This window comes from Bacillus sp. D7-8 (assembly GCF_052055895.1).
In the GTDB taxonomy this organism is placed as follows: Bacteria; Bacillota; Bacilli; order Bacillales; family Bacillaceae; genus Bacillus; species Bacillus velezensis.
Window position 1 is genome coordinate 2,220,412 of record NZ_CP179922.1, and the last position, 19,744, is coordinate 2,240,155.

24 protein-coding genes and 1 riboswitch are annotated in these 19,744 nt (G+C 46.6%); of the genes, 3 read left to right on the forward strand and 21 right to left on the reverse strand.

The genetic code is table 11. The annotated features are described in order from the left end of the window. Positions 1-18 precede the first annotated feature (18 nt). From resB to ACKTRM_RS10885, 9 genes are all read right to left on the reverse strand, one after another. The gene (gene resB, locus ACKTRM_RS10845; RefSeq protein WP_012117886.1) at positions 19-1,647 is read right to left on the reverse strand and encodes a cytochrome c biogenesis protein ResB; all 1,629 of its coding nucleotides are present in this window, start codon (positions 1,645-1,647) and stop codon (positions 19-21) included. Then, complete coding sequence (gene resA, locus ACKTRM_RS10850; protein WP_003153391.1) at positions 1,644-2,183, reverse strand: thiol-disulfide oxidoreductase ResA; 540 nt, start codon at positions 2,181-2,183, stop codon at positions 1,644-1,646. The genes resB and resA overlap by 4 nt, the downstream gene beginning before the upstream one ends. Positions 2,184-2,267: 84 nt before the next feature. Next, positions 2,268-3,002, reverse strand: a complete 735-nt coding sequence (gene rluB / locus ACKTRM_RS10855) for a 23S rRNA pseudouridine(2605) synthase RluB (RefSeq protein WP_007409432.1) — start codon at positions 3,000-3,002, stop codon at positions 2,268-2,270. A 93-nt stretch (positions 3,003-3,095) separates the two neighbouring features. After that, entirely contained in the window at positions 3,096-3,632 is a 537-nt protein-coding gene (gene spmB, locus ACKTRM_RS10860; RefSeq protein ID WP_003153387.1) for a spore maturation protein SpmB, read from the reverse strand. 4 nt (positions 3,633-3,636) lie between these two features. Then, positions 3,637-4,227, reverse strand: coding sequence for a nucleoside recognition domain-containing protein (locus tag ACKTRM_RS10865; RefSeq protein WP_003153385.1), 591 nt, complete (start codon positions 4,225-4,227; stop codon positions 3,637-3,639). Further along, positions 4,215-5,366 carry a D-alanyl-D-alanine carboxypeptidase family protein gene (locus tag ACKTRM_RS10870; RefSeq protein WP_012117887.1) on the reverse strand — a complete coding sequence of 384 codons (1,152 nt, stop codon included), beginning with the start codon at positions 5,364-5,366 and terminating at the stop codon, positions 4,215-4,217. The genes ACKTRM_RS10865 and ACKTRM_RS10870 overlap by 13 nt, the downstream gene beginning before the upstream one ends. A 112-nt stretch (positions 5,367-5,478) precedes the next feature. Beyond that, positions 5,479-5,964, reverse strand: a complete 486-nt coding sequence (locus tag ACKTRM_RS10875; protein ID WP_015240120.1) for a DUF3907 family protein — start codon at positions 5,962-5,964, stop codon at positions 5,479-5,481. Positions 5,965-6,053: 89 nt separating this feature from the next. Beyond that, positions 6,054-6,647 carry an SMC-Scp complex subunit ScpB gene (scpB, locus tag ACKTRM_RS10880; protein ID WP_007409428.1) on the reverse strand — a complete coding sequence of 198 codons (594 nt, stop codon included), beginning with the start codon at positions 6,645-6,647 and terminating at the stop codon, positions 6,054-6,056. Continuing rightward, the gene (locus ACKTRM_RS10885; RefSeq protein ID WP_007409427.1) at positions 6,637-7,392 is read right to left on the reverse strand and encodes a segregation/condensation protein A; all 756 of its coding nucleotides are present in this window, start codon (positions 7,390-7,392) and stop codon (positions 6,637-6,639) included. The genes scpB and ACKTRM_RS10885 overlap by 11 nt, the downstream gene beginning before the upstream one ends. A 207-nt stretch (positions 7,393-7,599) precedes the next feature. Here ACKTRM_RS10885 and ACKTRM_RS10890 point away from each other — a divergent pair, with 207 nt between their 5' ends. Both ACKTRM_RS10890 and ACKTRM_RS10895 read left to right on the forward strand, forming a co-directional pair. Then, a complete protein-coding gene (locus ACKTRM_RS10890; protein ID WP_003153376.1) occupies positions 7,600-7,689 on the forward strand; it encodes a YjcZ family sporulation protein in 90 nt (29 codons plus the stop codon). Positions 7,690-7,777: 88 nt separating this feature from the next. After that, positions 7,778-8,299 (forward strand): DUF309 domain-containing protein, encoded by a 522-nt coding sequence (locus tag ACKTRM_RS10895; RefSeq protein ID WP_012117889.1) that lies wholly within the window; start codon positions 7,778-7,780, stop codon positions 8,297-8,299. A 65-nt stretch (positions 8,300-8,364) separates the two neighbouring features. Here the strand turns inward: ACKTRM_RS10895 and ribT are convergent, their stop codons facing one another. From ribT to ACKTRM_RS10940, 9 genes are all read right to left on the reverse strand, one after another. Then, the gene (ribT, locus tag ACKTRM_RS10900; protein ID WP_003153373.1) at positions 8,365-8,739 is read right to left on the reverse strand and encodes a GNAT family N-acetyltransferase RibT; all 375 of its coding nucleotides are present in this window, start codon (positions 8,737-8,739) and stop codon (positions 8,365-8,367) included. Positions 8,740-8,855: 116 nt separating this feature from the next. After that, positions 8,856-9,320 carry a 6,7-dimethyl-8-ribityllumazine synthase gene (gene ribH / locus ACKTRM_RS10905; RefSeq protein WP_003153372.1) on the reverse strand — a complete coding sequence of 155 codons (465 nt, stop codon included), beginning with the start codon at positions 9,318-9,320 and terminating at the stop codon, positions 8,856-8,858. A 32-nt stretch (positions 9,321-9,352) separates the two neighbouring features. Then, positions 9,353-10,549 carry a bifunctional 3,4-dihydroxy-2-butanone-4-phosphate synthase/GTP cyclohydrolase II gene (locus tag ACKTRM_RS10910; RefSeq protein ID WP_003153371.1) on the reverse strand — a complete coding sequence of 399 codons (1,197 nt, stop codon included), beginning with the start codon at positions 10,547-10,549 and terminating at the stop codon, positions 9,353-9,355. A gap of 14 nt (positions 10,550-10,563) precedes the next feature. Continuing rightward, positions 10,564-11,211, reverse strand: coding sequence for a riboflavin synthase (ribE, locus tag ACKTRM_RS10915; RefSeq protein WP_012117890.1), 648 nt, complete (start codon positions 11,209-11,211; stop codon positions 10,564-10,566). Then, positions 11,192-12,307: a bifunctional diaminohydroxyphosphoribosylaminopyrimidine deaminase/5-amino-6-(5-phosphoribosylamino)uracil reductase RibD gene (ribD, locus tag ACKTRM_RS10920; protein WP_012117891.1), complete on the reverse strand. Its 1,116-nt coding sequence runs from the start codon at positions 12,305-12,307 to the stop codon at positions 11,192-11,194. Before ribD ends, ribE begins: the two co-directional genes overlap by 20 nt. Positions 12,308-12,438: 131 nt before the next feature. Then, a riboswitch (FMN riboswitch) is annotated at positions 12,439-12,585 on the reverse strand. 119 nt (positions 12,586-12,704) lie between these two features. Next, positions 12,705-13,049 (reverse strand): hypothetical protein, encoded by a 345-nt coding sequence (locus ACKTRM_RS10925; protein ID WP_007409423.1) that lies wholly within the window; start codon positions 13,047-13,049, stop codon positions 12,705-12,707. Positions 13,050-13,296: 247 nt separating this feature from the next. Beyond that, positions 13,297-13,872: a signal peptidase I gene (gene lepB, locus ACKTRM_RS10930; protein WP_032861567.1), complete on the reverse strand. Its 576-nt coding sequence runs from the start codon at positions 13,870-13,872 to the stop codon at positions 13,297-13,299. An 80-nt stretch (positions 13,873-13,952) separates the two neighbouring features. Further along, positions 13,953-14,444 (reverse strand): CcdC protein domain-containing protein, encoded by a 492-nt coding sequence (locus tag ACKTRM_RS10935; RefSeq protein ID WP_007612326.1) that lies wholly within the window; start codon positions 14,442-14,444, stop codon positions 13,953-13,955. A 149-nt stretch (positions 14,445-14,593) separates the two neighbouring features. Further along, the gene (locus ACKTRM_RS10940; RefSeq protein WP_003153363.1) at positions 14,594-15,025 is read right to left on the reverse strand and encodes a peptidylprolyl isomerase; all 432 of its coding nucleotides are present in this window, start codon (positions 15,023-15,025) and stop codon (positions 14,594-14,596) included. A gap of 284 nt (positions 15,026-15,309) precedes the next feature. On the opposite strand from ACKTRM_RS10940, the gene ACKTRM_RS10945 reads away from it, so the two are divergent. Then, positions 15,310-16,212 carry a DUF1002 domain-containing protein gene (locus tag ACKTRM_RS10945; protein ID WP_012117892.1) on the forward strand — a complete coding sequence of 301 codons (903 nt, stop codon included), beginning with the start codon at positions 15,310-15,312 and terminating at the stop codon, positions 16,210-16,212. Positions 16,213-16,256: 44 nt separating this feature from the next. On the opposite strand, the gene lysA is transcribed toward ACKTRM_RS10945, so the two are convergent. The 3 genes from lysA to ACKTRM_RS10960 all read right to left on the reverse strand — a co-directional run bounded on the left by lysA (position 16,257) and on the right by ACKTRM_RS10960 (position 19,744). Then, positions 16,257-17,576: a diaminopimelate decarboxylase gene (gene lysA / locus ACKTRM_RS10950; protein ID WP_012117893.1), complete on the reverse strand. Its 1,320-nt coding sequence runs from the start codon at positions 17,574-17,576 to the stop codon at positions 16,257-16,259. Positions 17,577-17,700: 124 nt separating this feature from the next. Beyond that, the gene (locus ACKTRM_RS10955; protein ID WP_007409417.1) at positions 17,701-19,182 is read right to left on the reverse strand and encodes a spore germination protein; all 1,482 of its coding nucleotides are present in this window, start codon (positions 19,180-19,182) and stop codon (positions 17,701-17,703) included. Then, positions 19,136-19,744 carry a stage V sporulation protein AE gene (locus tag ACKTRM_RS10960; protein WP_025284950.1) on the reverse strand — a complete coding sequence of 203 codons (609 nt, stop codon included), beginning with the start codon at positions 19,742-19,744 and terminating at the stop codon, positions 19,136-19,138. Before ACKTRM_RS10960 ends, ACKTRM_RS10955 begins: the two co-directional genes overlap by 47 nt.

Sequence of the window (19,744 nt, forward strand, 5' to 3'; positions counted from 1 at the left end):
GACACCACTCCTTTTTCACTAGGCCTGATTTTTGGCCAATTCTTTTTGATCGGCCGGCTCTTGAATCCCGGTCTCGCTAAGAACAAATTCGATATCTTTTTTCAGACCGAACCAGTTTTTGTTCGTATGTCCCGCCACAAGCACTTCATGATCACCTGTTTTGATCCAGATCCTTCTGTGCTGCCAGTACATTCCTTGAATGACGCCGATCATAAAGATCGCGCCGCCGACGGCAAGCACCCATAAGGTTAAGTCTTTTCTGACGGTGAGTCCTGTAATGTTTTTCGTTTCCACATGGTCGAATTTTAATTTGTACTTGTTACTTTCGGAACCTTCAACAGTCTGCTGAATCGCAACAAAACTTTTCTCCCCTTTCGGCTTGTCAGGAGCCGTGATTTTAAAGACAAAAGCCGGATTGTTAGGAACCTTCGTTTTCGTGCTCGGTTCTCCGTCCTTGTTAAAATAAAAATCAGGAAGATAACTGGCGATCTGCACTTTGTAACCGTTACCAAGATCATAGTCCGTGTCGGGATCAAGAAGATTGATCTTCAGTTTGCCGAATGACTGTTTTGTTTTTTGGTCGATCAGCTGAAATACCATCTGATCGAGCTGGTTTTCTTTATAGTCCACCTGATACACAGAATAGGAGTCAAAGCGCAGCGGTTCATTGACGCGGATATTGTTTTCTTTGACTCTTTTAAGCTTCGGCTTTTCACCGAATACAATGTCGCCTTCCCTCTTGTACAAAACCGCGTCCGTTGTGAAGGATTTGGCGACTTTGCCGTTTCCGGCTCTGTCAATGGCGTCGGCGAATACTTTTTTCTCAGTGTCTTTGTTATATGTCTGCATCGTGAACCGGTTGTTTTTTAAGTAATACTTGCCGTCAGTGCCGGGGATCTGGGCGGTTTCGCCTTCACGGACCCAGAGCGTTTCATCGACATACATACCGGGTACAAATCTCAGCATGGCTCCGATCAGAAAAATGATCAGGCCGATATGATTGACGTAGGGCCCCCATCTTGAAAAACGGCCTTTTTCCGCCAGAATGCTTCCCTCTTGTTCTCGCACTCTATAATGCTTTTTTTTCAATCGTGTTCTGATGCTATCAGCCGCATCCCCGCTCAGCTCGATTTCTGTCCGGCTGTATAGACGCTGCCTCTTCAAAAAGACCGGATTCCGCCGTACTCCTTGATTTTTCAGCGCCCTGTACAAAGGAATCACCCGATCCAGGCTGCAGATGACCAGTGATATGCCAATGGATGCGATCAGGAGCATATACCACCATGAGCCGTACAGGTGATGAAACCCCAGCAGATAATACAGTTGGCCGATTATGCCGTACTGCTGTTCATAATATGTATCCGGCTGGGCGCCCGGCGGCAGATAAGCTTCCTGCGGAAAAACCGTACCGAAAGCAGACGCCGCCAGAGTAATGACGATCAGCCATATTCCGACTTTTACGGAAGAAAAGAAGTTCCATACCTTATCTACGATTGTTTTGTTATATGTTTGCGAACGCCTTGCGCTGCCGTCGTACCGCATATCGGCAAGCGGCGATTTTTGATCATCAAGCGGCTTCCCGCACGACTCGCACAAAACCGTCCCGGCTGGATTCACGTGCCCGCATTCACATTTGACCTTTTTCATGAAGACGCCTCCGGCTTAATTAAATTCATATAGTCATGAACCATGCGTTCTGTCATCGTGCCGGTCACCACTTTCACGACTTTTCCGTCGGGATTGATCAAAAATGTCGTCGGAATAGGTGATACGCCGTACGCGTCCAGCACTTGCCGGTCAGTATCGAGCGCAACCGGGAAATTGACGCCGTATGTTTTCATAAAATTATGTACTGCAATTTTTGATTCGCCGACATTTACCGCAACCACCTCGACACCGAGGTCTTTAAAATGCTTGTATTGATTCTCCATATAGGGAAATTCCTGCTTGCACGGCTCACACCACGTTCCCCAGAAATTCAGAAAAACACCTTTTCCTTTTAACTGACTCAGTTCTATGAGTCTGCCCTCTGTATCTTTCAGCGCGAAATTCGGGGCTTTGGACCCCTCAGATATACGCTCACCGTTTGTATATACGGCATTATAGATGGTATATCCGAGCGCGCAGAGTAAGATGAGAAGGATGCCGGTCCGAATGAATAAACGCCGCCGTTTTTTGTTCATTGTACACTGCTCCCCTCCCCTGCCTGCAAATCCATTCAATTATATCATCAACACGTTTTGTAATTTTTGAAGGTTATGTGAAAATTAGAAAGCGTTTTTACCGTGTTCAGCTAAAGCCCGCAGCCTTTTCACCTCATGCGGCGACAATTCTCTTGCGTCTCCTGTGCGCAGGCCTCTTAAATCTAAAAATGCGTATTCTTCACGTTTTAGTTTCAGCACGTCATGACCGATCGCCTCGAACATGCGGCGGACCTGTCTGTTTCGGCCTTCATGAATCGTCAGCTGAATGATGCTCGTCTGCTTTCTTTTGTCCAGGGAAAGCAATTTCGCTCTGGCCGGCGCCGTCTTGCCTTCTTCAAGCTGAATGCCGCGCTCAAGCTTTCTCAGAAGTTCCTTGGAAGGAATCCCCTTCACTTTGGCGACGTACGTCTTATCAATTTCGTATTTCGGATGCATGAGTTTGTTGGCAAACTCGCCGTCATTTGTCAGCAATAAAAGTCCGCTCGTATCATAATCAAGCCTGCCGATCGGATAAATGCGCTGCGGCACTTCTTTGAAAAAGTCGGTCACCACTTTCCGCCCTTTGTCGTCATCAGCTGCTGAGATCACTCCTCTCGGTTTATAAAGCAGAAAGTACACGGGTTCTTCCCGCTCCACCTTTAATCCGTTTACTTCAATCTGATCAGAACCGGTCACTTTTACGCCGAGCTCTGTTATTACTTTTCCATTCACCTTTACTTTTCCTTCTTTTATCAGCTCTTCCGCCTTTCTGCGTGATGCCACGCCGGCATGAGCAATAACTTTTTGCAGTCTTTCCATGTCGTTCACCTCAAGTATAATCTTACTTTTTTCCCCTTGAACAAACAAGCTTTTTCAAGGAGAGTTATTTTGATATATAAAAAGCGCCTGATTTCAGGCGCTTCCAAATAATAACGTAACTATGATGATTGATGCAACCACCCCGATCAAATCAGCAAGAAGACCAACCTTTAAAGCATCCCCCATTTTTTTGATGCCGACCGCCCCGAAATACACCGTCAGGACATACAGCGTCGTGTCAGTCGATCCCTGCATGACCGAAGCCAGCCTGCCGATAAATGAATCAGGCCCGTACACGGCGATCAGATCTGTCGTCATGCCGAGCGCCGCCGTCCCCGAAATCGGGCGGATCAGAGCAAGCGGCACGACTTCTGCGGGAATGCCGAGCGCTGTAAAGAAAGGCTTGCACAGCCCCATGACAAAATCCAGCGCGCCCGAGGCCCGGAATACGGTAATCGCCACCAGCATCCCGACCAAATACGGAATGATGGAAAACGCAATCTCAATTCCTTCTTTTCCGCCTTCAACGAATGATTCATACGTCGGCACTTTTTTGATCGTGCCGTATATCAATATACCGGCGATAATAATCGGAATCATGGCTAAAGACAGCCAATTCACCATTTCCATTCGCTTACCTCCCTTTTCTTTTGCGGCGGTACCAGAAGTAGCGGTCAATGAAAATCGCGCCGATTCCCGAAATTAAAGTCGCTAAGATGGTCGGCCCGACGATATCGGTCGGTGATTTCGCCGAGTAAGCCATGCGCACGGCAATGACGGTTGTCGGTATCAATGTAATACTCGAAGTATTTACCGCCAAAAAGGTAATCATGGAACGGCTGGCCTCAGACTTACCTCCATTCAGCTTTTTCATCTGCTCCATGGCTTTAATGCCGAGCGGTGTCGCCGCATTTCCCAGTCCGAAAAAGTTTGCCATGAGATTTGATAAGATGTATCCCATCGCCGGATGATCAGGGGGAATATCGGGAAACAGCTTAGAAATAAACGGGCGGCACATTCTGCTGAATATATCCAAAAGGCCGGACTGCTCGGCTATTTTCATCAGGCCGAGCCAGAACACGAGAACGCTCATTAATCCGAACGAGATCGTAACCGCTTCTTTTGCTCCTTTAAAAACGGCTTCATTCACATCCTGCAAGGTACCGTTAAACATCGCAAAGACAAGTCCGATTACCGTCAGACATACCCAGATTAAATTGACCATGACGAACCGCCCGCCGCGCTCATAAACAGGCTCGTAAACGTCTCAATGAAATGCTTTTTCGGTTTTTTATGGCGCTCATTTTCATAATAGACGGGGATCTTGGCGATCACTTTCCCATCATGCATAACAGTCATCCGGCCGACGACATCAGGAATGAGAGAGGCGTCCTTTTTCCAGGCTTTTTTCGGTTTTATTAAGGTTGTGCGGATTTTCACATCGTCTATTTCATCCTCTTTTAACAAATATTTGACATCCCGGGCAATAAAAGCACGCTTTCCGTAAAACGTCTTTTTCAGCTTCGGGATGCCGCCTTTTTTAGCGACGACATAGGTTTTATAGTGCTCAAAGACATAATTAAACATATTCATATGATCATCCCAATCATCCGGATCATTTATAGTGACCGCGATGAGATCCGTTCCGTCTTTTGAGGCCGTCGAGACGAGCGTCCGTTTCGCGATTTTTGTGTAACCTGTTTTTCCGCCTGTGCTGTAACGGTAGAGCCCGGTCAGAAGCTTGTTTTTATTTTTCCATACCCGGTCCATCGTTTCCGCCTTATACACTTTTGTGCCTGAAACGGTCCGGTATTCCTTGATTTTCATCGCGTATTTAGTCAAAAGCGCCATATCATACGCCGTTGAATATAAATTTTCATGGTCGTCCAGCCCGTGCGGATTTTGAAATTTTGTATTTTCCATCCCGATTTGCTCGGCTTTTTTGTTCATCATAAATACAAAACCGTCAAGGCTTCCGCCGACATATTCCGCTATTGCCGCAGCGGCGTCATTTCCTGACCTTAACATAAGCCCGTATACGAGATCTTTCAGCTTTACTTTTTGTCCCGGCTGAAGATAAATGGCTGAGCCTTCCGTTTTTACGGCATTCGGGGAAACCGTCACGGTCTCTTCCATCTTCCCTGATTCAATCGCCAGCACCGCCGTCATGATTTTCGTAATGCTTGCAATCCGCCGCTTATGATGTTCATCCTTGGCGAATAACACCCTGCCAGATGCTCCGTCGATTATAATCGCGCTTTTTGCGCTGACATGTATTTGGGCATGTGCCGTATTGCCGTCTGTAATGGAAAAAAGAATAACAAAAGTCAAAAGAAATACGGCAGCTTTTTTGAGAAAGCGCATGAATGCTCACGTCCTTGTTGTGGGTTTGTACAAGTTTATGCGCATGTCCATGACTTATGAATACCAATTGCATCACTTTCACATAAAAAAACTCTCCCAAAAGGAAGAGTTTTTATCTGACTGATGCCATATTTGAGCCTGATGCTTCATATTGCGCCAATTCTTCCCGCATGCGCAGAAATTCACTGCTGAGCGAAAGCAGAAGGCTCCGCAGCGAGTCCGGCACTTGCTGGTAGAATTCAATCGCGCTTTGGCCTGTATAAGCGGCGCGGCTGTTTTCGTACCATGTATCCTTTTTCGGCATGAAAAACTCTTCCACGCACTGATGATATACTTTATACAGCGTTTTTTCCGCTCTCGCCTCATGAAACGGCTCCTGCATTAAAAGCCGCCTGCAGGCTTCCTGGGCGCCTTCGCAAAAAACGGTCATCCTCCTCAGCACACTGAGCACGTCGCGGCAGTATGCCTCATCCGCCTCTCCTTGAGCCCGCATCTCCGGCAAAGTTGTATGATTTAAATAGCTGCTGACCATCGTGACAACCTCGGCTAAAAATTCACCAGTTTCTTCAGTATGGGCCCTCACAATCGAATTTCCCATTTCCGTCCGTTTCCTTCCTCTCTTGTACGTCGTCATTTGCGTCATTCATCAATGGCCTTTCCCTACTATCGTATGATGAAAAACGATTATTATTTAATATCCTCAAAAGTTTGGTTGAAGTTTTCAAAGAATAAATCGGCTTCCTCCTGGAGAACGTCTTCCTCCGCATTTTCAGGAAGCGGCGGGAGCTCCTCCAATGTTTTTAAGCCGAATTGTTCAAGAAATACCGGTGTCGTGCCGTATAAAATCGCCCGGCCGGGACCGTCGGCGCGGCCCACCTCACACAGCAGCGCTTTTGACACGAGGCTGTGCAGAATCCGCTCAGACTTCACACCCCGGATATCTTCAATTTCCGCCCGTGTGATCGGCTGCTTGTACGAAACGATCGCCAGCACTTCCAAAGAAGCCTGTGACAGCCCTTTTGACGGCACTTCGATTAGTTTTTTCAAATAAGGCACGAATTCTTTTTTCGTTCCAAGCATATACGTATCCGCATATTCGGTAAGCTCGATGCCTCTGTCGTCTTCCTTGTACTGAGCGGCCACTTCTTCCATGATTCCGGCCAGTTCCGCTTCTTCTATTTCAAGCACCGTCACCAATTGCTTTTTGGTCAGCCCTTCATCACCCGCCGCATACAGCAGGGCTTCCACAATCGCTTTCCAATTCACGATATCAAGCGCCATGAATGGATTCACTCCCCGTAATGTATATATCTGAAAAGTTTTCTTCCTGTTCAATGATAATCTGCTGATTTTTCATCAGTTCCAGGACTGCTAAAAACGTCACGACGAGATGGTCCTTTTGCCGAGAAGGAAAAAGCTCCGTGAAGTTTATTCTTCTCCCCGCCGTTTTTAAGCTTTTTACGATTTCGTTCATTCTGTCTTCAATCGGTATTTCCTGTCTTGTAATGGTCGTTTCTTTCGGCCGCGTGATTTTTTTACGCTGAAGCACCTTTTGAAACGCGCCGATCATGTCATAAACGGTCACCGACAGCTTCTGCTCCGTCTGTTTGATTTCTTTTGCATACTCACTTAAATCACTCGGCGGCTTTGTAAATGACTTTTGTCTTTCTTCTTCCCGCTCTTTTAAATCCTTCGCAGCGGTTTTATACTTTCTATACTCAATCAGCTTTTCAATCAGCTCGTCCCGAGGGTCTTCTTCTTCAAGCATTTCGTCTTCAAACAGCTCTTCTTCTTGTTTCGGAAGCAGCATTCTGCTTTTAATGCTGAGAAGCGTCGCCGCCATGACCAGATATTCACTGGCGACATCAAGTTCAAGCTCTTGCATTGTATGTACATATAATAAATATTGTTCAGTAATGGTTGCCACGGGTATGTCGTATATGTCGATTTCAAGACGGTTAATCAGATGAAGCAGCAGGTCCAATGGGCCTTCAAACGTATCAATTTTCACTTGATATTCTACCATTATCTCACCATTTTCAATATCACTCTCATTGCCGGAAAAACTGGCTACCCTTTAGTATAATCCACCGAAATGCTCTCGTCCAATACTTTTATACACGTCCTCCGTTATTTAGAAAATACTGAAAAAGAAGATATACGCCTATACCTTTAAAGGCGGATGCACATATGATAGCCGTGTAAACTTGAAACAAAGGGAGGCTGATTTCACATGAGCGGAGCTTGTTTCGGCGGAGGTTTTGCATTAATTGTCGTTCTGTTTATTTTGCTCGTTGTCGTAGGAGCATCTTACATCTGCTAGTTCCTCAGGCTTCAGACACCAAGCCGCTCTTTTTTTCCTTTTCATAGCGCTGTGGTACACTGGTTTTAGCATAAAAGGAGGAAGCGGCTTGTATCCTAAAGCTTATATCGGCTTTTTGGCCGAATTTCACGCATCAAGAGATTATTTTGAGTGTCATGAACTGTTAGAGGAATATTGGAAAGAAAGCCCGGCTGAAAAGCGGAGCATTCATTGGGTCGGCCTGATTCAGCTTGCCGTCGCTCTGTATCACCAGCGCAGGGGAAATGAAGCCGGGGCGAAACGGCTGATTGCCAACAGCTTACGTATTCTCCGGTCTGAAAAGCAGGCGGTCTGTTCTCTCGGTCTCAGCCACCCGAAGCTGATTGAACTGATAGAAACGCTTTCAGACGATATAGAAGCGGGCCTGCCTTATAAAAGTGTTATGCTGCCGATTACAGATGAAGCCCTGAAAGAAGCATGTCTTGCCGAATGCCGCCGAAAGGGCTATACATGGGGGCAAGACGGCGTATCAGATACCTTTCTTATTCATAAACACCGCCTGCGGGACAGGACGGATGTCATTAAGGAACGCGAACGGGAAATTGAGAGAAGAAAAAAAAGCAGAGGCTGACGGTCAGCCCTGCTTTTTCTATATCAAAACAGCTCCCGAAACCGTGAAGATTCCGGGAGCATTTGTCAGTTATTATATGAGATATCCTGATCTTTTTGATGTTGACAGCGTTCAAAAAAGCTTTGCGTTAATTCATTCGGAACGAGTGCCTCCGTTTTGAACAGACGTTTTAAGGCGTCCATCATTTGCTTTCCGATTCCTTGATGGCGGTGAGAAGGATTCACGCTGATATGCCGGATTTCAACTTCTGAGTCCTTTTTTTCGACTCCGATCGCTCCGACGATATCTTCATCCTCTTTCCAAAGAAAGAGCTGGCGGCCAGTATCCGTTTCATAGTCCTTTATTGTCTGCTGAAGCTGCTTGAGATCTTTTTCATTCGGCATAAATGACAGAAGACCCATCGCAATCTTTTCAAACGATTTTTTATAACGAATTAACATAAAAACCCCTCTATATCCAAAATGTCCATTCATGTCCTATCAAACGGATACATAAAGGCGATCCGTTTCCTCACATTATATCATTTTCGCCGCTGTTTTAAACGCTTTTCAACAAATTATTCAAATGAACGGTTTAAATTTGCCATCTCAATGGCAGATACTGCGCAATCCGCTCCCTTATTTCCGGCTTTTGTTCCGGCTCGTTCGATGGCCTGCTCAATGGTTTCAGTCGTCACGATGCCGAAGATAACCGGGACGCCCGTCGCCGTTCCCGCCTGGGCGATGCCTTTTGCCGCTTCATTGCAGACATAGTCATAATGCGTTGTCGCTCCTCTGATAACCGTGCCGAGCGTAATGACGGCATCGTATTTTTTCGTTTCCGCCATTTTCTTTGCCGCAAACGGGATTTCAAACGCTCCCGGCACCCAAGCGACGTCAATGTCGTTTGATTCTACACCGTGGCGAAGCAACGTGTCTTCCGCTCCGCTTAACAGCTTGCTCGTTATAAATTCATTAAATCTGCCGACGACGATTCCGATTTTAAGTCCTGTTCCTACTAGGTTTCCTTGTATGATATTCATATGTTATCCATCCTTTTTTGTGAGATTTGTTTTTAGAAATGAAGCAGATGTCCAAGTTTTTTCATTTTGGTCTGTAAATATTGCTTGTTATGCTCACTCGCTTCCATTTGAAGCGGCACCCGTTCTGAAATGCTGAGACCGTATCCTTCGAGGCCGGCGATCTTCCGGGGGTTATTGGTTAAAAGTTTCATATGCTGAACCCCTAAGTCGCGGAGAATCTGGGCGCCGATGCCGTAGTTGCGCAGATCAGGCAGAAAGCCGAGCGCTTCGTTCGCTTCAACCGTGTCATACCCTTGTTCCTGCAATCGGTACGCCTTCAGCTTATTGATTAAACCGATTCCTCTGCCTTCCTGGCGCAAATACAATAGAACGCCGCGGCCTTCTTCAGCAATTTGCGCAAGCGCGGCATGAAGCTGAGGTCCGCAATCACAGCGATGAGATGCAAACACATCGCCCGTCAGGCATTCTGAGTGCACTCTGACAAGAACGGGTTCGCTGTTAAACGGGACATCCCCCATGACAAAGGCGAGATGTTCTTTTCCGTCAACCTCGTTTGTATATCCGTAAACTCTAAACGTGCCGAAGTCAGTCGGCAGCGTAATATCAACTTCTCTGTTCACAAGTGTCGTAATGTTGTAACGGTACTCTATTAAGTCTTTTATCGTAATCATTTTCAGCTGGTGGCGTTCGGCGATTTCGGCTAACTCCGGCACTCTGGCCATTGTGCCGTCTTCATTCATAATTTCACAAATGACGCCCGCTCCCTGAGATCCGCAGGCTTTTGCAAGGTCAACGGCTGCTTCCGTATGGCCGGCCCGCTTCAGGACTCCTCCTTTTTTTGCGATTAAGGGGAAAATGTGGCCCGGACGCTGAAAATCGTCAGACACAGATTCTTCGTTCAACAGCGCCTGAATGGTAAAGGATCGTTCCTGCGCGCTGATGCCCGTTTTTGTCAGCCTGTGGTCAATACTGACCGTAAACGCGGTCTCATGTGAGTCCGTATTATGATCGACCATCGGGTGAAGATCCAGCCGGCCGGCGATGTCTTCAGACAGCGGCGTGCAGATCAGGCCTCTACCATGGGTCGCCATAAAATTCACCACTTCCGGCGTGGCATGCTCAGCCAACGCTACGAAATCTCCTTCGTTTTCTCTGTCTTCATCATCGACAACAATGATGACTTCACCTTTTTTCAGCGCCTCTAACGCCTCTTCTATCGGATGAAACATATCGATCTTCCTTTCTAAAAGCCGTTCTCGCTTAAAAAGGCTTCCGTGATAGTTTGATTGCTTTTCGTTTGTTCTGTTTTGTGCAAAAAGCGGTATAAGTATTTCCCGATCATGTCACACTCAATATTTACGGTCGATCCGACTGTTTTCGTCTGAAAAATCGTTTCTGAGATGGTATGCGGAATGATGGATACCGTTACGCTTTCGTCTGATAAACCGAAAATCGTCAGGCTCACGCCGTCTACCGTAATTGAACCTTTCAATACGAGCGTTTTTGTCAATTCCGGCGAAAGTTTTAAGTCGTAATAGACCGCGTTGCTTTTTTTCTCGATCCGCGTAATTTCCGCCGTTCCGTCCACATGCCCTGATACAAAGTGGCCGCCGAACCGTCCGTTGGCGGACATCGCTCTTTCCAGGTTTACTTTACTGCCTTTTGACAAGCCGTTCAGCGAAGTGGCTTTCACTGTTTCCGGCATGACATCAACCGTAAATTGATTGTCAGAAAATCCGGTTACGGTCAGGCAGATGCCGTTTACCGCAATGCTGTCGCCAAGTTTCACATCACTTATCACTTTTGAAGCGGCGATGGTTAATGCCATGGAAAGGCCTGTCTTTTTGATTGCTTGGATCGTGCCTGTTTCTTCAACGATTCCTGTAAACATCGTCACCATCCTTTCCATCTTTAGGTATGGCCGTCAGTTTTATATCCGGCCCGATTTGGGTGATTTGTGTGAATTGTAAATGGGGGACATCTTTCATTGATTGAAAACCTTCACCGGAGATCAAGCTGGGAGCAAGCGTTCCTCCGATTAATTTAGGGGCGAAATAGAAATGAAGCTCTTGGAAACAGTCTTCCTTGACAAAACTTCCGTGTACGGATGCTCCTCCTTCCACATAAACGGACATTATGCCGTTTTCAGCGAGAATACTGAGCACCTCAGGGACGTGAATGCGGTCTGTTTCCAGCGGAATAACTTTTATTCCGAGTGCGGTCAGCCGGTCTTTCTTTTGCACGTCTGCACCTTTGGCCGTAAATATCCATGTCGGCGCAGCGCCGTCAGTGAGCACATTTGCCGTTTCAGGAATGGTCAGCTTTGTATCGAGAATCACTCTGACCGGCTGCTTCACCGCATCAGGAAGCCTGCAGGTCAGGCTCGGATTATCGGCTTTGACTGTGCCTGCTCCGACAAGAATGCTTTGATGCGATTTCCTGTATTGCTGGGCATCAAGCCTTGCTGCCTCTGATGTAATCCATTTGCTGTCACCGGTTTCAGTCGCTGTTTTCCCGTCAAGGCTCGCGGCCGCTTTCAAGGTGACATACGGAAGTCCGGTCCGCATGAAGTGAAGAAACATTTTATTCAGCTCTTCTGCCTGCTGCCTGAGAAGTCCGGTTTTCACTTCGATGCCCGCTGCTTCCAGCATTCCGATGCCTTTTCCGGCTACAAGCGGATTCGGATCTTTCACAGCGATAAACACCCTTTTTATCCCCGACTTTATTATCAGTTCGGCGCATGGCGGTGTTTTTCCGTAATGGCTGCAAGGCTCCAGCGTCACATACAAATCGGCGCCTTTTGCGTGTCTGCCGGCCATATGAATCGCGTGAACCTCGGCATGCGCTTCTCCGTATTGCAAATGGGCGCCCATTCCGACGATCTGTCCGTTTTTGACGACGACAGCGCCGACAAGAGGATTGGACTGTGTCTGTCCTTCACCGCGTCTGGCAAGTTCTATTGCCGTATTCATATAATATTCTTCCATCGTTATCCCTCCCTTCTTCCACGCAATTTGGCGTCAAAAAAGCCCCGAATGTTTACACAGTTCGGGGCTTTGCCAGTTTTAATCCATAGGAAATAAGACTATACAGTAAGTTTATTTTTTGCATAGCTTCTCTCATCCTTCTCCCATCCAGACTTTCACTGTCGGCTTCAGCTTTTCACTGAATCCACCGTATACAGATGCATACGGGTCACGGGCTGTAAAGCGCAAAACGCCTTATTACCGCCGGTCGGGATTTTCACCCAGCCCCGAAGGATACAATCAATATTTTTTTGTCCTTATCCGCTATTATAACATCCTTTGCGGCAGGCGCAATGAATTTGCACCTAATTATTCAGAAAAATAAAAAGCGCCCTTTTCCCATAAAAGGCGCCTTTATTTATTCGTTCACTTTGACGACCTTCAATAAGCCGTCAATCCGGTTTGATTTGCTGAAATACGCTTTAATCTTATCTCCCTTTTTCACATCGGAGAGATCCTGCTTCAGCTTGTCGCCGTTAAAAATAATTTTTGTGCCGTTTTCTGCCGTACCGTGGTACTCAGTTCCTTCGATTTTCGTAATTTTATATGTTTTGACTGTATATTCTTCTTTTTCCTGGGACAGGGTTTGTCCGATTGCAGTCGGCACGTCTTTCAGTTCAATATCGTTTATGACCATATAACCGCCCGCTAATAACAGCAGTAGTACAAGTAAAATGGCTGCTTTTGTTTTAATTCTTCCCATTTTTCTACCTCCAGCCCGTATCAATCTATTCATTACTATGTCATATTCCTTTTTTTCATGAATAGAAAACCGTTCTTCCCTGCGTGAGTTATTCATATAACGTTTCATAAAGGGAAGATGTTTCATGTATCTGTAAAACTTTCTATCTATTAAATAGATATACGAATTTATGTTCTGTTTTTGAGGGTGGAAAGATAAATTTATATAAAAAAGCAGTTTTCCTCATGAAGAAAACTGCCTGTACGGTTTATTTCGTCTTGCGAATTTCATTAAACGGGAAGAAGACGAATTTTGATGTGCCCGCTATTTGTTTTTTCGTAAAAAGACCGAGGCCGTTGCGGCTGTCCATAGATTCTCTGCGGTTATCACCCATGACGAAATATTTGTCGTCCGGCACCTTCACCGGGCCGAAGTCTTCTGTCAGCCGGTCATAGCCGTCTTGCTTCGCCTTGTGCTTATTTGCCGCTAAATACGGTTCGGACACTTTTTTGCCGTTGATGTACAGCTGGTCGTTTTTCATTTGTACCGTGTCGCCGGGAAGTCCGATAATCCGCTTGACATAGTGCTCGTTTTCTCCGTTCAGAACGACGATCTGGCCGCGTTTGAAGTCGCTTATGTATTTGACCGTCATATTGACAAAGATTCTCTCGCGGTCATGCAGCGTCGGATCCATTGATCTTCCATCAACGAGATAAGGGGCAAATAAAAAGTTTCGGATGAGCAGTGCCAGAACGACAGCGATGATAATGGCTTTCGCCCAATCAAGTACGGCGCTTTTTTTAGAAGTTTTTTCTTTTTCTGATTTCAAGTGATTTCCTCCCATTAGCCATGGTCGTTTTTATTTTACCATGAATCCCTGCACAGAGGGCAAATAAGCCCCGCACCTCATCCATTTTTTTCATTTTATAAGCCGGATCTGCTGATTTTACGGTATTTCACGAAGCTTCCGATCCGCCAAATGCACAAATACACAAAAGCAAGTTCCATCGTTAAAACGGCGAATTCCGCCGCGTCAATGTTTTTGAAATATTGGCTGAGCGCGATACGGATCGCAATAATCGCGATAATGACATATTTAAAGTTTTTATTCCGCTTGGAGTAGACAAAGCCGTCTTCCCGGATTTCATAGGCGGTTTGCGACAGCATGATGACGCCGAATACCGCGCCTAACAGTCCGGCGATGGCGAGCTCCCAAAGAGCGGGAAAATGAAACGGCTTTCCCGGGATATTCATGAGCTGGCTGATGCTGAATGTAAAAATGACGGCGATAATCAAAAGCGGGAGAATGATGCCGAAGCCGCCGCCTTTAATCGGCCTGTTCCCCTTTTTCACCCTGAACCAAATTATAAGTGCGAGAATGATAATGACAAATAAAACGGTTGCCAATTGAACCAACGTTTCTACCTCTTTTCATTGTTGTAATCGGTCTTTTTCACTATACCAGAGGAACCGCTATCGTTCATATATGTATTTTTTCATGATTTACACATGAGAATTTTCATATACATAAAAAAACCCGCCTGAAAAAGGCGGGTTTTCCGTCATTATCCTTCTACACGGATTTCTTTCATTTTGTCTCCGTTAGACATGTTTTTCGCATGCTCTAAACCGCTTGTCACTTTTCCGAATACAGTATGAACGCCGTTTAAATGCGGCTGCGGCTCATGTACGATGAAGAATTGGCTTGAACCCGTGTCTTTACCGGCATGCGCCATTGATAAAGAACCGGCTTCGTGCTTATGCGGATTGCCTTCTGTTTCACATTTGATCGTTTTTCCGCTTCCGCCCATGCCTGTCCCAGTCGGATCTCCGCCTTGGCTGACAAAGCCCGGAATCACGCGGTGGAAAATAACGCCGTCATAAAAGCCCGTATTCGCCAGGTTTTCAAAGTTAGCGACTGTATTAGGCGCTTCATTCGGATAAAGTTCAAATTCAATTCTGCTGCCGTTTTCCATTTCGATGTAACCAGTTTTCATTCTCATTCCTACTTCCATATTGTTTTTTGTCAAAGCCTTCTTCAATATGAATTTCAATTGTAAGCCGGCTTTCTTTTTGATATTCTTTTGAAGGAAGAGGCCTCTGCTCTTCTTTTCGCGGCTATTATACCACACCTTCAGCCGGAAAACGAATCTCCCCGCTTCCGCAGAAAGAAAATGAAACCAGAACAGCTTCACAGCCGTCTATGTATCGGAACTGCTTCACGCAGGCCCTCACAAACCGCTTCAAAACGGCATTTGTGAAAAGAAGGAGGTTAACCGCTTTGAAAAAAATGTGGATTGGATTGCTGGCGGCGGCCGTTGTATTGTGTACAATACCGAAAATCAGCCTGGCCGATGCCGCAGTCGGAGATGTCATCGTCACACTGGGGGCGGATCTGTCAAACGAAAACCGTCAGAAAGTGCTTGACGAATTAAATGTCCCTGATAACGCGATAAAAGTGACGGTCACGAATAAAGAAGAACATGAATATCTGGGAAAATATATATCGAATGCCCAAATCGGCACAAGAGCCATCTCTTCATCATCCATCACGGTGGCAAAGAAAGGATCCGGGCTTGACGTTAAGACCCATAATATCAATTCCATCACGGATGAAATGTACTTAAACGCCCTGATGACAGCAGGAGTGAAAGATGCGAAAGTATACGTGACGGCGCCGTTTGAGGTATCAGGCACCGCAGCATTAACGGGAATCATCAAGGCATATGAAGTCTCATCAGACAAAGCGATTTCAGAAGATGTAAAACAGGTCGCCAACCAAGAGCTTGTCACCACTTCAAATCTCGGGGATAAAATCGGGGATAAAAACGCCTCCGCGCTCATCGCAAACATTAAAGATGATTTCGCGAAAAACGGTGTGCCCGATACAAAAGAAGGAATCGGGAAAAAGGTCGATGATGCGGCTTCAAACCTTAACATTACACTGACTGACGCTCAAAAAGACCAGCTCGTTTCATTGTTTAATAAAATGAAAAATGCCAAGATTGATTGGGGCCAAGTCGGCAGCCAGCTTGACAAGGCAAAAGACAAAATCACGAAGTTCATTCAATCCGATGAAGGCAAAAGCTTTGTTCAAAAAGTCATTGACTTCTTCGCTTCGATTTGGAATGCGATCGTGTCTGTATTTACAGGAGACAGCGGATCAAGTTCTAACAACAGCTGAATGCAAAAAGAGACCGGACGCCATTGTTCCGGTCTCTTTTTTATTTATTGTTTGACCCCCGTCTTAAACGGCAGATCCAGTTTTACAATGTCTTCATAAGTTTCCCTTCTAATGACAAGATGCGCTTCGCCGTCTTCCACAAAAACGACGGCGGGACGCGGAATGCGGTTGTAGTTGTTAGCCATGCTGTATCCGTATGCTCCCGTGCAGAAAACGGCGAGAAGATCGCCTTCTTTCACTTCCGGAAGGTCTATATCCCAAATGAGCATATCACCGCTTTCACAGCACTTACCCGCGATGGATACCGTTTTATCGTGGTGTTCTCCGATTCTGTTTGCCGATACGGCTTCATATTTCGCCTGATACAGCGCAGGACGGATATTATCGCTCATGCCCCCGTCAACCGCTGCATATTTACGGGTGCCGGGCACTTCTTTTTGCGAACCGATGGTATAAAGCGTCGTTCCGGCGTCTCCGACGAGCGAGCGTCCCGGTTCAATCCAGATCTCCGGAATGTCAAAAGCGTGCAGCGCTGCGTTTTCTTTTACCGCTTCGATAATTTTTTCCACATAAACGGCGGGATGAAGGGGTTCATCCTCCTCCGTGTAGCGGATGCCAAAGCCGCCCCCTAAATTCAGCACTTCAGAGACAAAGCCGAATGATTCTCTCCATTCATTCAGTTTTGCGAAGATTTTTTCTGCGGCCAGCACAAAGCCCGCCGTATCAAAAATTTGCGATCCGATGTGGCAGTGAACGCCGAGAAGGCGGATATGGTCTGACTGTAATACTTGTTCAATCGCCTTTTCTATTTGCCCGTTATGCAGATCAAAACCGAATTTGGAATCTTCCTGTCCCGTTGTAATATAATCATGCGTATGCGCCTCTACCCCTGGAGTGATCCGCAGAAGCACATCCATTGTGCGCCCTGATTTGCGGCACAGTTCCGCGAGTAAGGATATTTCATAAAAATTATCAACGACAATGCAGCCGATTTGATGATCGAGCGCCATTTTCAACTCTTCTTCGCTTTTGTTATTGCCGTGAAAGTGAATCCTGTCAGCCGGAAAACCGGCCGCAACCGCCGTAAACAGCTCTCCGCCGGATACAACGTCCAATGAGAGCCCCTCCTGCTCAGCGAGCTGTATCATCGCAACGGAAGAAAACGCCTTGCTCGCGTACGCGACCTGCGCCTTTAAATCCGCGTCAATGAATGCCTGTTTAAAGCTTTTAGCGCGCTCACGTATTAAAGCCACATCGTAAACATAAAGAGGCGTGCCGTAATGCTCCGCTAAATACAGCGCGTCCACACCTCCGATTTCCAAATGACCTAGTTTGTTTTGTCTGCTTGTGCCATGTAAGAACAATGCTCATTCCCTCTTTCTGATCCGCATATGGGTGAAAAGGACAGCTTCTTTTGAGCTGTCCTTATACAAGTCCCGTATAAGTTAAGACATACAATATCATAATCTTCTGTCGGTTTCAATGCGATTATGAACCGCTTGGCTGTCTTTGACGGTCTTTCGGGTGAACAATGCTCGGTCTGACTTTGGCTCCCGGCACTGTCGTCCGGACGAGCACCTGCCACAGCGCCTTGCCGTTAAACGGTAAAAACGGCCATAAATACGGCGTGTGAAACGAGCGGATATTCGCCATTATGATCAGCAGCAATGTAAAACCTATCACAAAGCCTTTCACTTGGAAAATGGCCACGAGCACCATTAAGATGAGGCGTATCATTTTATTGGCGAGGCTGAGCTCATAGCTCGGCGTGGTAAATGATCCGATGGCGGCGATCGATACGTACAGAATCACTTCTGCTGAAAACAGCCCCACCGCTATGGCGATTTGACCGATCAGCACCGCCGCAATCAGACCCATGGCGGTGGATAAAGCGGTCGGCGTATGGATCGCGGCCATCCTGAGAAACTCAATCCCCAAATCGGCCAAAAAGATTTGCAGAATGATCGGGATGTGCGTATTTTTATTTAAACCGATAAAATCCAATCTTTCAGGCAGAAGAGACGGTTCGAGAACAAAGAGGAACCAAATCGGAAGCAGAACGGTTGAAGCAATAATACCGAAAAACCTGATCCATCTTAAAAATGTGCCCACTGAAGGCGCCTGCCTGTATTCTTCCGCATGCTGAACATGGTGAAATATCGTTGTCGGCGTTATGATCACGCTCGGTGACGTATCGACGACGATGATGACGTGCCCTTCTAAAATGTGATTGGCTGCTACATCCGGCCGCTCTGTGTATCTGACCATCGGAAACGGATTGTAACCCTGTTTGACGATGAATTCTTCCACCGTTTTATCAGCCATCGTCAATCCGTCAATGTCAATCGCATTCACTTCGTTTTCGACGATGCTGACAAGGTCCGGGTCCGCGATGTCTTCTATATACACAATCGCAAGATCGGTCTTAGAGCGCTCGCCGACTTTCGTAATTTTGACGCGGAGCCTTTCGTCCCTGATTCGTCTTCTGATCAATGCTGTATTAATGACGATATTTTCAATAAAACCGTCTCTTGCCCCGCGGACGACCTTTTCCGTATCCGGTTCTTCAGGTGTGCGTCCGGGATAACTTCTGACGTCAACGATAAAGGCGAAGCCCGCGTCTTCAACGATAACCGCCACAAGTCCGGAAAGCACTTGATCCGTTGCTTCGTCGAGCGTTTTGACTTTTTGAACCTGCTGATTGACAAGCCTGTTTTCAACAACGTCAATCGCTTCATCCGCATTCTCGTCATAATTATTGACGTCGACGAGCTGTTCCATTAAATGAATGATAAACAAAGTATCGGTTAATCCGTTGACAAAGTAAATCTGGACTTCCCGGTCTAATACTCGAACTTTGCGGACGCCGACATCATAGCTCGTTCCCATACCGACGCGGTCTTTAAAAAATTGTTCATTTTTTCTAGGATCCCGGTACACCTTGATCATGTTTTCCGGTTTTTCCGGCATGGCTTTCGCTCCTTTCTAAAATGAATTCGACCGCCTTCATCGTGATCGGCGAGCCTTTGGATATGTCATCTTTTCTTCCCATCTTACCTATGTCGCCGATGCCCACAATGAGGGGAACGTCCAATTTATCCAGACAATACACCGTATCTCCATTCATTCTGTGCTCGTCCATTTCTCTCATTCCGGTTTTATCGACGCCAAACTCCGTCACTTCTCCATCACGGTCAATGGAGACATCGACTTTCGTCCATTCAGCCTGATGGGTCTTAGAAGCGACCGCAATCACCCCCAGCACTTCAATGTCCTGATGTGAGGCGACATATTTCAGCGCCGTTTCGCCCGGCCCTTCCCCTTGCAGGCCTGAATCGTCAAACATGACAAACACCGGGTCATTCGGCGCGGCTTTAATCAGCTGAACAAGTTCGGGGCCGCTTCTCGTTGACGGATTGCCTTTTGATTGGGAAATACACCGTCCGCCTGCTTTTTCCGCGGCATATTCAATTGTTTTGGCGGCGTATACGTCCCCGTCTGTCACAAGAATGACCTTCCGTTTCGTCATCAG

Coding starts and splice junctions, on each gene's coding strand:
- spmB (WP_003153387.1), bottom strand. CDS start 3,632: ATGGAAATGGTGAATTGGCTGTCTTTAGCCATGATTCCGATTATTATC.
- ribT (WP_003153373.1), bottom strand. CDS start 8,739: ATGTTAATTCGTTATAAAAAATCGTTTGAAAAGATTGCGATGGGTCTT.
- ribH (WP_003153372.1), bottom strand. CDS start 9,320: ATGAATATCATACAAGGAAACCTAGTAGGAACAGGACTTAAAATCGGA.
- ribE (WP_012117890.1), bottom strand. CDS start 11,211: ATGTTTACAGGAATCGTTGAAGAAACAGGCACGATCCAAGCAATCAAA.
- ACKTRM_RS10890 (WP_003153376.1), top strand. CDS start 7,600: ATGAGCGGAGCTTGTTTCGGCGGAGGTTTTGCATTAATTGTCGTTCTG.
- scpB (WP_007409428.1), bottom strand. CDS start 6,647: ATGGCGCTTGATATCGTGAATTGGAAAGCGATTGTGGAAGCCCTGCTG.
- rluB (WP_007409432.1), bottom strand. CDS start 3,002: ATGGAAAGACTGCAAAAAGTTATTGCTCATGCCGGCGTGGCATCACGC.
- ACKTRM_RS10865 (WP_003153385.1), bottom strand. CDS start 4,227: ATGGTCAATTTAATCTGGGTATGTCTGACGGTAATCGGACTTGTCTTT.
- ribD (WP_012117891.1), bottom strand. CDS start 12,307: ATGGAAGAATATTATATGAATACGGCAATAGAACTTGCCAGACGCGGT.
- ACKTRM_RS10925 (WP_007409423.1), bottom strand. CDS start 13,049: ATGGGAAGAATTAAAACAAAAGCAGCCATTTTACTTGTACTACTGCTG.
- resB (WP_012117886.1), bottom strand. CDS start 1,647: ATGAAAAAGGTCAAATGTGAATGCGGGCACGTGAATCCAGCCGGGACG.
- ACKTRM_RS10885 (WP_007409427.1), bottom strand. CDS start 7,392: ATGGTAGAATATCAAGTGAAAATTGATACGTTTGAAGGCCCATTGGAC.
- ACKTRM_RS10910 (WP_003153371.1), bottom strand. CDS start 10,549: ATGTTTCATCCGATAGAAGAGGCGTTAGAGGCGCTGAAAAAAGGTGAA.
- lepB (WP_032861567.1), bottom strand. CDS start 13,872: ATGGGAGGAAATCACTTGAAATCAGAAAAAGAAAAAACTTCTAAAAAA.
- ACKTRM_RS10875 (WP_015240120.1), bottom strand. CDS start 5,964: ATGGGAAATTCGATTGTGAGGGCCCATACTGAAGAAACTGGTGAATTT.
- ACKTRM_RS10940 (WP_003153363.1), bottom strand. CDS start 15,025: ATGAAAACTGGTTACATCGAAATGGAAAACGGCAGCAGAATTGAATTT.
- ACKTRM_RS10955 (WP_007409417.1), bottom strand. CDS start 19,182: ATGCCGGAAAAACCGGAAAACATGATCAAGGTGTACCGGGATCCTAGA.
- ACKTRM_RS10870 (WP_012117887.1), bottom strand. CDS start 5,366: ATGCGCTTTCTCAAAAAAGCTGCCGTATTTCTTTTGACTTTTGTTATT.
- resA (WP_003153391.1), bottom strand. CDS start 2,183: ATGAACAAAAAACGGCGGCGTTTATTCATTCGGACCGGCATCCTTCTC.